The organism is Sulfitobacter brevis (genome assembly GCF_900112755.1).
GTDB lineage: Bacteria > Pseudomonadota > Alphaproteobacteria > Rhodobacterales > Rhodobacteraceae > Sulfitobacter > Sulfitobacter brevis.
In genome coordinates this window covers 325,760-339,555 of record NZ_FOMW01000002.1, presented here as the reverse complement: position 1 = coordinate 339,555, position 13,796 = coordinate 325,760, and the positions used below count along the sequence as shown (strand labels likewise).

General features: G+C 58.0%; 14 protein-coding genes. 5 read left to right on the top strand and 9 right to left on the bottom strand.

Features of this window, described 5'->3' with window-relative positions; translation table 11 throughout:
• Positions 1-63 precede the first annotated feature (63 nt).
• Complete coding sequence (locus BM174_RS04150) at positions 64-1,371, bottom strand: HlyC/CorC family transporter (RefSeq protein ID WP_093922630.1); 1,308 nt, start codon at positions 1,369-1,371, stop codon at positions 64-66.
• Positions 1,372-1,447: 76 nt separating this feature from the next.
• Between BM174_RS04150 and BM174_RS04145 the strand changes: the two genes are divergently transcribed.
• Positions 1,448-2,266 carry a metallophosphoesterase family protein gene (locus BM174_RS04145; RefSeq protein ID WP_093922558.1) on the top strand — a complete coding sequence of 273 codons (819 nt, stop codon included), beginning with the start codon at positions 1,448-1,450 and terminating at the stop codon, positions 2,264-2,266.
• On the opposite strand, the gene BM174_RS04140 is transcribed toward BM174_RS04145, so the two are convergent.
• The 3 genes from BM174_RS04140 to BM174_RS21010 are packed head-to-tail and all read right to left on the bottom strand — an operon-like array spanning position 2,203 to position 4,909.
• Entirely contained in the window at positions 2,203-3,177 is a 975-nt protein-coding gene (locus BM174_RS04140) for a site-specific tyrosine recombinase XerD (protein ID WP_093922557.1), read from the bottom strand. The two genes, BM174_RS04145 and BM174_RS04140, sit on opposite strands and share 64 nt — an antisense overlap.
• 3 nt (positions 3,178-3,180) lie before the next feature.
• The gene (locus BM174_RS04135; protein ID WP_245766260.1) at positions 3,181-4,755 is read right to left on the bottom strand and encodes a hypothetical protein; all 1,575 of its coding nucleotides are present in this window, start codon (positions 4,753-4,755) and stop codon (positions 3,181-3,183) included.
• Between the two features lie 4 nt (positions 4,756-4,759).
• The gene (locus BM174_RS21010; protein WP_177209409.1) at positions 4,760-4,909 is read right to left on the bottom strand and encodes a hypothetical protein; all 150 of its coding nucleotides are present in this window, start codon (positions 4,907-4,909) and stop codon (positions 4,760-4,762) included.
• Positions 4,910-4,991: 82 nt separating this feature from the next.
• Between BM174_RS21010 and BM174_RS04130 the strand changes: the two genes are divergently transcribed.
• Positions 4,992-5,588, top strand: coding sequence for a shikimate kinase (locus tag BM174_RS04130; protein ID WP_093922556.1), 597 nt, complete (start codon positions 4,992-4,994; stop codon positions 5,586-5,588).
• Positions 5,581-6,693: a 3-dehydroquinate synthase gene (gene aroB / locus BM174_RS04125; RefSeq protein WP_093922555.1), complete on the top strand. Its 1,113-nt coding sequence runs from the start codon at positions 5,581-5,583 to the stop codon at positions 6,691-6,693. Before BM174_RS04130 ends, aroB begins: the two co-directional genes overlap by 8 nt.
• A gap of 62 nt (positions 6,694-6,755) precedes the next feature.
• Here aroB and BM174_RS04120 read toward each other — a convergent pair whose 3' ends face one another.
• The 3 genes from BM174_RS04120 to BM174_RS04110 all read right to left on the bottom strand — a co-directional run bounded on the left by BM174_RS04120 (position 6,756) and on the right by BM174_RS04110 (position 8,350).
• Positions 6,756-7,241, bottom strand: a complete 486-nt coding sequence (locus BM174_RS04120; protein WP_093922554.1) for a hypothetical protein — start codon at positions 7,239-7,241, stop codon at positions 6,756-6,758.
• 193 nt (positions 7,242-7,434) lie between these two features.
• A complete protein-coding gene (locus BM174_RS04115) occupies positions 7,435-7,845 on the bottom strand; it encodes an ACT domain-containing protein (protein WP_093922553.1) in 411 nt (136 codons plus the stop codon).
• Between the two features lie 163 nt (positions 7,846-8,008).
• Complete coding sequence (locus BM174_RS04110) at positions 8,009-8,350, bottom strand: MDR/zinc-dependent alcohol dehydrogenase-like family protein (protein ID WP_143092419.1); 342 nt, start codon at positions 8,348-8,350, stop codon at positions 8,009-8,011.
• Positions 8,351-8,592: 242 nt separating this feature from the next.
• Between BM174_RS04110 and BM174_RS04105 the strand changes: the two genes are divergently transcribed.
• Positions 8,593-9,792, top strand: coding sequence for a Hint domain-containing protein (locus tag BM174_RS04105; RefSeq protein ID WP_093922551.1), 1,200 nt, complete (start codon positions 8,593-8,595; stop codon positions 9,790-9,792).
• 276 nt (positions 9,793-10,068) lie between these two features.
• Here the strand turns inward: BM174_RS04105 and ssb are convergent, their stop codons facing one another.
• Positions 10,069-10,584 carry a single-stranded DNA-binding protein gene (ssb, locus tag BM174_RS04100; RefSeq protein ID WP_093922550.1) on the bottom strand — a complete coding sequence of 172 codons (516 nt, stop codon included), beginning with the start codon at positions 10,582-10,584 and terminating at the stop codon, positions 10,069-10,071.
• A 224-nt stretch (positions 10,585-10,808) separates the two neighbouring features.
• On the opposite strand from ssb, the gene BM174_RS04095 reads away from it, so the two are divergent.
• Positions 10,809-11,408, top strand: a complete 600-nt coding sequence (locus tag BM174_RS04095; RefSeq protein WP_093922549.1) for a lytic transglycosylase domain-containing protein — start codon at positions 10,809-10,811, stop codon at positions 11,406-11,408.
• Between the two features lie 245 nt (positions 11,409-11,653).
• Here BM174_RS04095 and BM174_RS04090 read toward each other — a convergent pair whose 3' ends face one another.
• Positions 11,654-13,741, bottom strand: coding sequence for an ABC transporter ATP-binding protein (locus BM174_RS04090; RefSeq protein ID WP_093922548.1), 2,088 nt, complete (start codon positions 13,739-13,741; stop codon positions 11,654-11,656).
• Positions 13,742-13,796 lie beyond the last annotated feature (55 nt).

Genomic DNA, 13,796 nt, shown 5'->3' with positions numbered 1-13,796 from the left:
ACGCGACGCTAAGGGCTGGCCTTCCCCCAGCCTCACCCGGAATATTTCTAATCAAACAGTGGCCTAGAGGGGGCGAATTTTCAGTTGGGTAATCCGGTTGCCCTCACGGGCGAGGACTTCGAAGCGGAAACCGTGGAATGAAAAGACCTGTCCGGTGGTCGGGATCATCTGCGCTTCGTGAATAACCAGACCTGCAACGGTATTGGCTTCGTCATCGGGCAGGGACCAGTCGGTCGCGCGATTGAGGTCGCGGATGGTCATCGCGCCATCGACCACAAGGTTGCCATCTTCGGCAGGTTTAACAGGGTGATCGGCATGTGGGTCGAATTCATCGGTGATTTCGCCGACGATTTCCTCAAGGATATCTTCGAGGGTGATCAGACCCTGCAAGGTGCCATATTCATCGACCACCAATGCGAAGTGGGTGCGGCGGCGCAAAAACTGGCGCATCTGTTCGTCGAGTGTTGATGTCTCGGGCACGAAATAGGGTTTCATCGCGACGGTGGCGACGTCAAACTTTTTCAAAGCGGCGGCGTCGCCCTCGGGGCCGCCGATAAGCTTATACATGGCGCGCAGTAGGTCTTTGGCGTGGATCACGCCGATGATATTTTCGGGGTCGTCGCGGAATACCGGCAGGCGGGTATGATTGGAGCGCAGACATTGTTCGAGAATATCCGAAGGGTCTGTGGCGGCGTCGATCATCTCGATGCCCGAACGGTGGAGCATGATCTCTTCAACCGCGCGTTCACGCAGGTCCAGCGCGCCCAAGATCCGGTCGCGGTCTTCCTTCTCTACGACGCCTTCGGAGTGGCCGATTTGCAGGGCGCCGGCGATCTCTTCGCGGACCGCGAGGATGTTGATGTCGGGATCGGTGGTGATCCCGAAAAGGCTCAGGATACCACGTACCAGGAAGCGGACAGCGCCCACCAGCGGCGCGAAAACCAAGATGATGATGCCGATCGGGCGCGAGACCAGTGCGGCCGCGCGTTCGGCATTGGTTATGGCATAGGTTTTCGGCAGCACCTCGGCAAAGACCAGTACCAGCAGGGTCATCACCACGGTCGCCAATGCTACACCGGATTCGCCGAACAGCCGCGTAAACAGCGCCGTGGCCAATGCGGCAGCGAGGATGTTCACAAGGTTGTTGCCGAGCAGGACCGAGCCGATCAAGCGCTCGTTGTCTTCGGTGATCTGCAGAGCCCGCTGGGCGCCGCGCGAACCTTTATCGGCTTGGGTGCGCAGCTTGCCGCGTGACGCGGCGGTAAGCGCTGTCTCGGAGCCGGAGAAGAAACCTGACAGGATCAAGAGCAGCAGGATGATCCCGCAATTGATCCAGAACGCGCTATCGAGCAATGCCGTACCGGTTTCCATTTTTGAGACTGTCCAATCCATGTGAAGGTCCATAGGTTATGGCGGCGCGGGGCGGTTCATTCAAGGGGATGCGAGGATGAGACACCAAGATCTGGGCGAAAGAGACGGGCCAGTTTTGGTATTCGGCGGGCCCTATTCAAACTTGCAGGCCTTACAGGCTGTTTTGGATGTGGCTGCGGCGCGCGGGATTGGCGCGGGAAATCTGATCTGCACAGGCGACGTGGTCGCCTATTGCGGCGATCCGGTGCAGGTTGTGGAGGCGGTGCGGGCGTCAGGCATGACGGTGGTGGCGGGTAATTGCGAGCTGCAACTGGCACAAGGCGCACTGGATTGCGGCTGCGGTTTCGACGACGGATCGGCGTGTGATTTGCTGTCGGCAGGCTGGTTTGGTTTTGCATCGGCGCAGGTGACGCAGGACCAGCGCGACTGGATGGGACAACTGCCGCAGATCGTGACCTTTTCCCATCAGGGCAAGCGCTATGGGGTCATCCATGGCGGGGTCACTGATGTTGCGCGGTTTATCTGGCCGTCCTCACCCAAAGCGGTATTTGCCGAAGAATGGCAGGCCGCCGAGGATGTTGCTGGACCGCTGGATGCGATCATTGCGGGACATTGTGGCGTGCCGTTTATCCGCAACACGGCGCGGGGGCGCTGGATCAACGCCGGCGTGATCGGAATGCCGCCGCATGACGGGGCGCAATACACCCGCTTTGGCGTCATCGACGGGGCGGATGTGTTAATTCATAGCTTGAAATATGATGCGCAAGCGGCTGTAAATTCAATGGAAAATGCAGGTTTGGTTCAGGGGTATCATCGGGCGTTGATGACGGGTTACTGGCCGTCCGAAGATGTCTTGCCTGATGATTTACGTCTACCGCCTTTCGCCAAGGGGTGATGCTCTAGCACCAGCTCCGAAAGCCGTTCTTCGAGCACATGGGTGTAGATTTCCGTCGTTGCCACATCCGCATGTCCCAGCATCGTCTGAATCGCGCGCAGGTCGGCACCGTGGGCCAGGAGATGGGTGGCAAAGGCATGGCGCAGGGTATGTGGCGTGACCTTGGACGGCTCAACGCCGCCTTCGACAGCGAACTCCTTGATCAGCAGGTAAAACCGGTGCCGCGTGAGGTAGCCTGATGCGCCGCGCGATGCGAAAAGAAAACGCGACACGGGCAGATGTTTTTCGCGCGCGGCGGCATCTTGGGTGTCGCGCACGACCAGCCAGTCGGTCAGAGCGCGGCGGGCGGGTTTGGAAAGCGGCAACAGACGTTCCTTACCGCCCTTGCCCATGATCAACAGCAGGCGCGGATCGCCGCGCACCGCCGAGATCGGCAGGCTGACCAATTCGCTGACCCGCATTCCGGTCGCGTATAAAAGCTCCATCAGGCAGGTGTTGCGCAGCGTATCGGATCTGTTGCGCCCCGAGGCGCGAGCAGCGGCCAGAAGTCGGTCAACCTCCGCCTCGCTCAACACTTTGGGCAGGCGTTTGGTCTGGCCGGGGCCGGTGATCTGGATCGCCGGATTGTCGCTGCGCAGCCCTTCTTCGAAGGCAAAACGGTAGAGTTGCTTTATCGCCGACAGACGCCGTGCGCGGGTTGATTTTGCCAGCCCTTGGGCGTCGCAAAAGACCAGATAGGCTTCGACATCGGCGCGGGTCGCGGAGAGGAAATCGGTATTCTGGCGGGTTAGCCAGTTGTCAAAATCCTTCAGGTCGCGCCCATAGGCCAACTGGGTGTTGGTGGCGGCGCCAAGCTCGGCAGCCTGCGCTTCGAGGAAACTGGAGATCCAGTGAAATGTAGCTGTGGGCATGGGTTACCGGATCAGAATAAGGGTTTGGAGTGCAGCGCGGCGCGCGGTGTCTTCGAGGCCAAGCGCGCGCAGCGTGGAGAGAGCATCGCGCAGGGCGGGCGCATCGCCTTCGGTCGCGTCGTGCAGCAGGTCGAGGATCGAGAGGATACTTTCACCAAGGCGGCCTTCGCGGGCATGGACGAGAAGTTCGGGGCGGGCGGGCGCGTCGGAAAAAGCATCATAGACTGCTGCGGCGACCGGATCGTCGGGGCGGTGTGCAGGTGTCTCACCGCGAGCGATGGCCAGATGCAGCGCGGGCGCCTGCGTGTTCGGGTTGGCAGCGGCCTTTTCGTAAGCCGAGGACAGCAGGATCATGTCGGAAGCGACAGTGCCTGCCTGACCTGTCAGCGTATAGCCGACCAATTGTTCGGCAAAAAGCCCTGCAAAAGCAACCTCGAGTTCGGCCTCGTGCATCGCGGCCCATGCCAGCGGCAAGGTCTTGGCGACGGCTTCGACGCTATGGGTCGAGAGGGCGGTTTCAAACCGTTGCAGGGCGGCGACCCGGTCCCAAATCCCCCCAGACGCGGCGGCCTTTCGCGCAGAATAAAGCCCCAAAAGCTGGTTGTCCGGCAAGGCACCGGCGCGGGTCAGCCGTTCGGCGGCCTCAAGCTGGGATTTCCAGCCCGAAAGCTCGCGCAGGTCGGCCACGGCAAAGGCGCGCGGCAGGTTGCGGGTTGGCAGCGGCTCGCCGATGGCCTCGAACAGCCGGAAGCTTAGCGGGTCCAGCTTACGCGGCGGGCGGGGGCGCGGGCTGTCCTCATAGGCGTCGGGAAAGAGAAAACGGTCGAGCAGGTCCAATGTGTCAGTGGGCAACAGGTCCAGCGCCTGCGCCGAGCCGAAAGTCAGCGCAGCATTGTCCCAATGTCCCGCACGGGCGGCGCAAAAAATCCGGAAGGCATAGTTGCGCGTCAAATGGGCATTCTTGTCCAGCATGGCGCAGGCACGGTCCTCGGTGCCGGTCAGCAGCGACAGATCCATCCACAGATCGAAGTGGCCGGACGAGTTGGCGATACCGGCTTGTTCGATCAACGATAGCGCGGGGTCAAGTGCGCCCAATGTCATCAGCTTGCGGACCCGCGCTAAGGCCAGCGCATCTTCGCCGCCCTGCTGGGGTGCATGTGCCTCGGCAAGCAGCACAGTATAGAGCAGCGATTGCGCGGCTGGCAGGTGCAGGTCGGGCAGGGCGGCAATCATCGAAATGACGCGGCTTGCATCGCTGCCATGCCACAAATCAGCTGGTAACCCCGTGACGCTGGCTGGCACTAAACCGATCTGTCGCGGCGCGCCTTCGGTCAGCGGTGACACAGTGATGCCGGGGGGCAGCGCGTTGTTGGTCGTTGCAGGCTCGCTCGGGCGGGTCATCGCGACGGGCCGCACGCGGCCTTCTAGGGGGGCGGGCTGGGAGCCGAGCCATTCGATAACCGACAGAGGGGCTGCCAGCGTTTCAGACTGGGCATGGCTGGGTCCCGCAGGCAGGCAGGCCAGCCAAAGCCCTAAGCCAGCCGCAAATTTCGAGGGAGGGTGGGTCAGCGGGGTCACCGCTTCATTCCCCGTCAAGGGTAACGGATTGGCGGGTTTCTGTCTGTGCGGGAGAAAAATCTGCACCGAAAAAAGGACCGATATAAGCATAACCTACAAGCCCGATGAACCCGATTATCAAAAGGAAAATCAAAAGCTTGAATAATTTACCCATCTAAAACTGCCTGACTGTTTTCTAAGTGTTTTGTCCATTCTATATATGGCCTTTCCAGCAATATCACGTCATTCAACTAACAATGAGCGGATTTAAGCAAACCATGACCTCTGACGCCCCTGCACCCACGACTTATGTTTTGCACAAGACCGTCGTGATGGTTGGCATGATGGGCGCGGGAAAAACGGCAGTGGGCCGCGCGGTGTCGGCCAAGCTTGGCGTGCCGTTTCTCGATAGTGACGCCGAGATCGAGGCGGCAGCAAATGCCACGGTCCCCGAAATTTTCACCCGCGATGGCGAGGCGTTCTTCCGGCGCCGCGAAACCGAGGTGATTGCGCGGTTGCTGGTGGAGGAACCTTGCATCCTTTCGACCGGTGGTGGGGCATTTATGGCAGCGCAAAACCGCGATAATATTTCCAAACACGGGGTGTCTATCTGGCTTGATGCTGAACTGGATTTGCTCTGGAACAGGGTGCGCTACAAAGAAAGCCGCCCGTTGCTGCGCACTGCCAATCCGCGTGCCACTCTGGCGCAACTTTATCATGACCGCGTGCCCGTCTATGCGCTGGCCGATCTGGCGGTAAGCTGTGCGGCGAATTTTTCGATTGATGCGATGGCCAATCGGGTAATCGAAACCTTGTTGTCGCGCCCGGACGTGCTGGAGATAGCCGATGCGTGAGACTGTGAACGTCGCCCTGCCGGGGCGGGAATATGACGTCATCATAGGCTCGGGACTGCTGGCCGAAGCGGGGGCATACCTTGCGCCAATGCTGGCGCGGCCCCGTGTGGCGGTCGTAACCGACGAAAATGTCGCGGCGCTTCATCTTGATGCTCTGCGGGCCGGATTGGCGGCGTCGGGTATCGAGATGCAGGCCCTGATCCTGCCGGCGGGCGAAGGCACCAAGAGCTGGGCGATGCTACAACGCTGTTCAGATTTCCTGCTCGACCAAAAGGTCGAACGGCGTGATCTGGTCGTGGCGTTTGGCGGCGGTGTGATCGGCGATCTGGCGGGGTTTGCCTCGGCGATCTTACGCCGTGGCGTGGGGTTCGTTCAGATCCCTACGTCACTGTTGGCGCAGGTCGACAGCTCGGTCGGGGGCAAGACGGGGATCAACACCTCGCATGGCAAAAACCTGATCGGCGCGTTTCATCAGCCTGCGCTGGTGCTGGCAGATACCGACGTGTTGGGCACCCTGACCGCACGTGATTTTCTGGCGGGCTACGGCGAGGTCGTGAAATACGGTCTGCTGGGGGATTACGAGTACTTTAACTGGCTTGAGGCCAACGGCCCTGCGTTGGCTGCGGGCGATACTGCCGCAAGGCTGGAGGCTGTGCGCCGGGCGGTGCAGATGAAGGCCGATATCGTGGCGCGTGACGAGACCGAGCAGGGTGACCGCGCGCTGTTGAACCTTGGCCATACCTTCTGTCATGCACTAGAGGCCGCGACGGGGTATTCCGACCGCCTGCTGCACGGTGAAGGGGTGGCGATCGGCTGTGCGCTGGCGTTTCAGCTCTCTGCCAAGCTCGGCCTCTGCCCGCAAGAAGACCCCAGCCGCGTGCGCGCGCATCTCAAGACGATGGGGATGAAGACAGACCTAAAAGACATCGACGGCGCGTTGCCGAATGCCGAAGCGCTGCTCGATCTTATGGGGCAGGATAAGAAGGTTGTGGATGGTCAATTGCGGTTCATCCTTGCCCGCGGCATCGGCGATGCATTCGTGACATCTGACGTGCCCCGCACGGCGGTGTTGGCGGTTCTGCATGACGCACTGGCCGAAAGGTGAGGCGTTAAAACGGCGGGCGATTTCCATCGGTCCCGCCGTTTTACTGCAATGACGCCGCAGATTTACGCGGCTGCGCGCTTGGCGGGATCACTTTGCGAAGATGTCTCAGCAGTGTCCGAGCTTAGCAGAACCGACATGTAGGATTTGAAACCCTGCGGTGCGTTTGAAACCGGCATGATCTGATCGATCAATATACGGGCTTGTGCGGCTTCGATCCGGCGCTCTGCTGCGACGCGGGCCCGGGCTTCGTCGGCGACGCCCTGTGCAGGTGCAGGCTCCGCCAGAGCACGGTCTGCACGCGCGATGGTGTTTGAAGAAACCTGACTGGCATTGGCGGCCTGAGCCGCGCTGGATTGCTGGGTTGCGCCGCCTTGCGACGTATTGCCGGAGAAAGAGCTTTGCTCGCTCGTGTCGGCCGAAGCGGCTTCGGATTCCGTAGCGGTTGTCGCCTCTGGCTCCTGAACCGGTTGGGTGACGGGCTCTTCTGCTGCGGCTTTAGGGGGCGGGGCGGATGTTCTACCGCCGAAGATCGGGGAAATCAGGCTCATGATATTGCTTCCATTTTGATGCGTTTCTTAGATAAAACAGGGGTCTATCTATACATCAGGGCAACTTCATGGTGCCGGTAAGGCCATATCTGTGCCTAGATGTGGCGAGCCGGAAGGCGATGAGGGCCGGCAGTTGGCGCCCCCGGCATTTTTAAAATTTCGGCATTGCGTCCGCCCACGTGAACAGGCTTTGTTAACCCCCCGCGGATTGGAGAGCAGCCAAGACCTCCATCGCCTTCTGGCCCATATCCGACGGCACAAAAACATGGTCGTGATGAAAAGCCGCGATCATGTTGCAAGGTATATCGGCCTTTTCAAGGGCCGTTGATACAGCCGCAGTGAGCCCGACACCTTCTAAAGACGAATACACATTCAGCGTAATGCACCTCATCGGGTGGTCTATCTCGAAGTTTGACTTTTCAGCCACCTCAATAGGAACAAGCAGCGACATCCCTTCTTCTTCCTTGAACGACGATATTGCGCTGGATGAAAGTACCTCGAACATCGCGGGATCAGTGGTCGTGATAAACACGAAAACGCCCGGTTTCAGCGTTGGCGTCATGCCAGAGATCATGTCATGGGCTGAATGCGCGACTTCTGGCATCAGTGTTTCTCCTCGTAAATTCTCGCTGTATCTTAGCGTAAGGGTGTGTCAGCGAAACATTATAATGACGGTCTCCCCGCCGCACCGACCAGAAGGAGGGCGGTGCCTAATTCAGATTAAAAAACCGGTCATCAAAGGGAAGATGCATTTCGGGCTTGGCAGTTCAACTCAGGTCCAGGACGGTCTTGCCGATTTGGACCTTCTTACCGAAAACGTGTTGAGCAGCGCCGATCTCACGCATTGGAAAAGTCTCAGCGTCCAGCGGCGCAATATCACGGCGCTCAATCCTCCCTACAAGATGAACAACGACCTCCGGCTCCAGCACCGCTGCGAGTTGAACGGCGGCTGATCCGAGCCCACACGAAGCCCCCGTTTCAAGCACGGTTCCGCCAGCCTGCACAGCGGCGCGTGTCAGCAGGTTTTCAGCAGTGGTATAGGAGCGGAAGAACGAGGCCAGTTTGATATCGGTTAGAACACTTTTCACCGGATATTGTTGAAATCTCATTTTGAGCATAGCGCTACATACTTTGCTTAAATTGCTTGTGCTTGGCACATCAGTTTTTGCCGGGTAATTAAAGCTGCCTCATAAATTCCCCAAAGTCGTCACTCTCCCTGCTTACATATTTGTGCATTAAACCTCTTTGGCGCTGCGTATTCCCCGCGGATCGCATCAGTGACTGCGCGCGATTAGAGACACAAAATTTAGCACTCGAAATTGATTGGTGCAGAATAAGGGTAGCATGAGAAATGGCTTCAATTGAGATTGTCAGGCTTGACGAAAATCCGCACGAGTCTGTCAATGGCATCCGCGCTGATACCAGTTCGCGCGGGGTCGATCTGGAAGGCGCTACCATCACCGCGACATATGCTGATGGCTCGGTTGAAATTCTAACATGGCATGCATTGGACCCATACACCCGTGGCGGCGCGACTGGTAAAGACATTGAGATGTCGTTCGGCTTCGATTGGCATGACTTGACGACGACCAAACTGTTGTCATCGCTCGAGTTTGACCTGCAACCTGCCGGATCAGTTTTCGATACGACATTCCCGAATGATGATGATCCCGCTGGCGGCTCGACGCCCAGTTCAAAGAACGGCTTCCCCTTCAGATTGTCTCCCGAATATGAAGAGATACCTGGGGATATATTGGTGACATATTCAGGGATTGTGAACCTGACGGGGAGCCCTGCGGTCGGAGATCTCTATACGACAATGGTTCTGGATTTCTCGGCCCTCCCGGGAGGGGGCCTCCTCGGGGACCTGAAATGGAACTCCGACATTGATACGATGAGAGACGAAGGCGACTTGGTGCCGTCGGGCGTGACGTGTTTTGTCCGCGGCACGTTGATCACAACTGACCGTGGCGAAATACCTGTAGAATCTCTGGAAATAGGCGCAAAGGTGCTGACGCAGGACAATGGATTTCAAGATTTGGTTTTGACAATGAACCGGGTCGTTGAATCAAAAACACTACAAAGCAATGCAAAGCTTTACCCGATACGGATCACTGCGGGAGCTTTGGGAGCAGGGTTGCCAAAGAGAGACTTAGTGGTGTCTCGGCAGCACCGGATGGTCGCAAATTCCAGTATTATAAAAAATATGTTCGGGGCCAAAGCCGTGCTTGTCGCCGCAATACGACTAACCAAGCTGCCGGGAATCTTTATCGAAAATTCTGTTGAGAGCGTTGAATATTTTCACCTTATCTTCAAAAAGCACGAAATTATCTTTGCGGAAGGGACGCCAACTGAAAGTTTTCTCATCAACGCCCATACAATGAGAACACTTAGCTACGCCACGTGGGACGAGTTCGTGACGCTATTTCCATCGGCAGGCGGTCATGAATGTTTCGGACCACCGGCCTGCAAAATCCCGACACGGATACTGCAGAAAAAGCTGGTTCAACGTCATATCAAGCACGCGAAAAGGCTACTTTCAGCGGCGTAGTCCTGCGTCCCTGCTGATATACTGCGGCAGCGACGATCTCACTGTAGCAATTGAAGTTTTGACATATGGGGCAGGAGGGAAAAGCGCCTGTCGCCTCAATTAAGAGGGACAGGCGCTTATTATCAGATCCAGGTTGTTTTCGATATCAAGAATACCACCTGGCTACGGCACTGTTCGTGAGAGTGGATCTGCCGTTCAAGTGTTCCAAATCTGCGTAAGCTCTTAACCTACGTCATGCCAGCCGTTGGATTTTAAGAGTTGACTGGTATTTCTCGATTAAAATGGAATCTCGTCGTCGATATCGCGCGACGAGCCACCGCCGCCACCGCTGTTGTTATTATTCGACGGGCCGCTGTCATAGCCGCCATCATAACCGCCGCCGGAGGACTGGCCGCCGCCATAGTTGTCATTGTTGCCGCCGCCGCCACCAGAGCCGCCGCTTGGGCCGTCCAGCATGGTCAGTGTGCCGCCAAAGCCCTGCAGCACAACCTCGGTGCTGTACTGGTCCTTGCCCTCTTGGTTCTGCCACTTGCGCGTCTGCAACTGGCCTTCGATGTAAACCTTGCTGCCTTTCTTGAGGTATTGCTCGGCGATGCGAACAAGGCCCTCCTGAAAAATCGCAACCGAATGCCATTCGGTCTTTTCGCGGCGCTCGCCGGTGTTGCGGTCTTTCCAGGTTTCAGAAGTCGCGATGCGCAGGTTGCACACCTTGCCGCCATTCTGAAAGCTGCGCACTTCAGGGTCGCGCCCCAGATTGCCGATTAGGATCACTTTGTTGACTGAGCCGGCCATGTCGCCCCCTTGGTTGGTCTAAATATGTCAGCGCGAATCCGCGCAGGTTGGTTCGAGCCCTTATATCGGGGTTAATCTCAGGTTTCCACGACCTCTGTCACATCCCTAGCCAAGTTTTGCAGCACGCAGTCTGACCTGCCCGAATGCCCACCCGATCAAGGGATGGCAGGAATGGTTAATTTTGTTATAACGCTGCAAGCGAAACGGACGGAGGCGTCAGATCGATGCAGAAAACCACAGTCGCAGGAGCGATGGCCGCTGGGCTTGCTTTGCTGGTTGGCACATCGGCATCCGCTGATCTGTTCTCCTCCAAAAAACGCACAGCGATGTTTGCCTCGCAGACCAAAGTGCTCGATAGTCGCGCGTCAAAGCAGTACTCCGCGTCGGTCCGGCTGCAGCCGCCGAAGGTGGTCACCCCAACCCGCTGGGACGAGCAGACGCCTGAATATCGCGGCAAGTATCGCGGCGTCTATCTTGAGCTTGCCCGTGAAGCCGCCAATCGTCACGGCATCCCTGCCGATTTATTTTTGCGCCTGATCCAGCAGGAAAGTGGCTGGAACGCAGGCGCCAAATCCCACAGGGGTGCGATGGGGCTGACCCAGTTGATGCCTGGTACCGCGCGCGGTCTGGGTGTGGATGCCTATGACCCGACACAAAATATCGAAGGCGGGGCACGGTACCTCAAGCAACAATACCGCGCATTCGGAAGTTGGCGGCTGGCACTGGCGGCCTATAATGCTGGTCCAGGTGCGGTAAAGAAGTACGGCGGCGTGCCACCCTATGCCGAAACACGTAATTATGTGAAAGTTATTACGGGCAGCTAACTCCCTGCATTTACTATTAAATTATAGCAGATCATCTCCGCTAGGCGGCGGGTCCCTTCAAAACTGGGCCCGCAAGTCGCGTAGTATGGAACATAACGTCCTGATACGGTGTTCTATTGTGAACGCCGGCAACGACATTCACCAATATGCCGGTTCAAGTTTCAACCTGTCGTGACGTCCCGCATGCTAGGTTGAAAGCAGGCGCGAACCGCTCCCCCGGTTCGCGCCTTATTCTATTGCACAGGCTATTCTGCGGCGACGACTTCGATCACCGGCTCCATCTCGTCAAACTTCTCCTGACTGAGATGGCATTTCACCTGATGCCCCTCGGCCAGAAACCGCAGCGGCGGCACGACTGTCTCGCACAGATCACCCGGCACCTGCGACTTCCAGCGGCACCGCGTCTGGAACGGGCATCCCGGCGGTGGATTCATCGCCGAAGGTACATCGCCTTCCAATACGATATGTTTTTTCTTCACTTTGGTGTCGGCAATCGGCACCGCCGACAGCAACGCTTCGGTATAAGGGTGATAGGGCGGGGCAAAGACCTGATCGGTCGTACCAAGCTCCACCACATGGCCTAGATACATCACCATAACGCGGTCGCTGAGATAGCGCACAATCGACAGATCGTGGCTGATAAACAGCAGGGTTGTCTTCTGCTCGCGCTGGATTTCCATCAGCAGATCGGTCACTGCGGCCTGAACCGATACATCAAGCGCTGATACCGGCTCATCGGCGACCACAATCCGCGCATCCCCCGCAAAGGCACGCGCGATGCCGACCCGTTGCTTTTGCCCGCCTGACAGCTGTCTCGGCATGCGGGTTGCAAATTCGCGCGGCAGTTTCACCAGATCCAGCAGTTCCAGCATTCGCTGCCGCCGCTCGGCCTCGTTCTTGCCGATTTTGAAGATCTCCAAAGCCCGAATAATCTGCCGCCCTACAGTCATTGACGGGTTAAGCGTGTCAAAGGGGTTCTGGAACACCATCTGGATATCCGCAACGTTCTGCGTTGTCCGCCGCTCGATCGGCACATCGCCGATGTTCTTGCCATCAAGCAAGACCTGACCCTCGGTCGCAGTCTCAAGCCCCATCAACACCTTGGCAAAGGTCGATTTTCCGCAGCCGGATTCGCCGACTATCGCCAGCGTTTCACTTTCACGCGCCTCAAAGGTCAGCTCTTCGTTGGCCTTGACCACTTTGGTGTTGCCGCCGCCAAACATCGCATTGGCCGCGACCTGGTAATACTTCTTGAGCTTGTCCATCCGCAGGATCACATCCCCGACGGCACCTTTTGACTTCACATCCGCCAAAATCGGCGGGGCTTTCCAGTCGATCTCGTCATAGCGGATGCACCGCGTATGGTGCCGGTCATCACCGCGCACATGCTCCATCGGGATCGGCGCCGCGTCACAACGTCCGGCTTGGAAATAGTCGCAACGCGGCCCAAAGTTACAGCCCTTGGGCCGTTCGTGGGGCAGGGGGAAGTTCCCCGGAATGGCAATCAGCGGTCGGGTATTCTTATCCGCTCCCGGCAGCGGGATCGACCGGAACAGCGCTTGTGTATAGGGGTGCTGCATCTCGTCGAACACATCCTCGATGGAGCCGCGCTCTACCGCCTCGCCGGAATACATCACGCAAATCCGGTCACATGTCTCCAATACCAACCCGAGGTTATGGCTGATGAACAGCATCGAGGTGCCGTATTTCTTTCCCAGATCCTTGACCAGCTCGACCACGGCGGCCTCCACGGTCACATCCAGCGCCGTGGTTGGTTCGTCCAAAATCAACAGCGACGGCTCCGACATCAATGCCATCGCAATGACAATACGCTGCTGTTGCCCACCTGAAAGCTGATGCGGATAAGCTTTCAAAATCCGCTCGGGGTCGGGCAGCTTCACGTCCGTCACCACCTGCAACGCCCGTGCACGAGCGTCTTTTTCGCTCATGCCGGAGTGGATCATCGGCACTTCCATCAATTGCTGGCCAATGCGCATCGCAGGGTTCAGGCTCGCCATCGGCTCTTGATAGATCATCGCAATCTCGCTGCCGCGAATATCGCGCAACTCGGCTGGGGTCATCTCGCTCAAATCGCGGCCTTTGAACTTGATCGAACCGCCAACAACCCGCCCGTTCTTGCCCAGATCCTGCATCACCCCCAAGGCAACGGTAGACTTGCCACAGCCCGATTCCCCGACCAGCCCCAAGGCTTCACCCGGCATCACCGAGGCCGAAAAATCCATCACCGCAGGAATTTCCCGCAGGCGGGTAAAAAACGAAATCGACAACCGGTCAATCTCCAGGATCGGGCCGTCATAATCTGTCTTGACCATAGTCTTTCTCCTGTCGGAGCCGCCCGTCAGAGGGGGGGCATTCCCCCAAACCTCT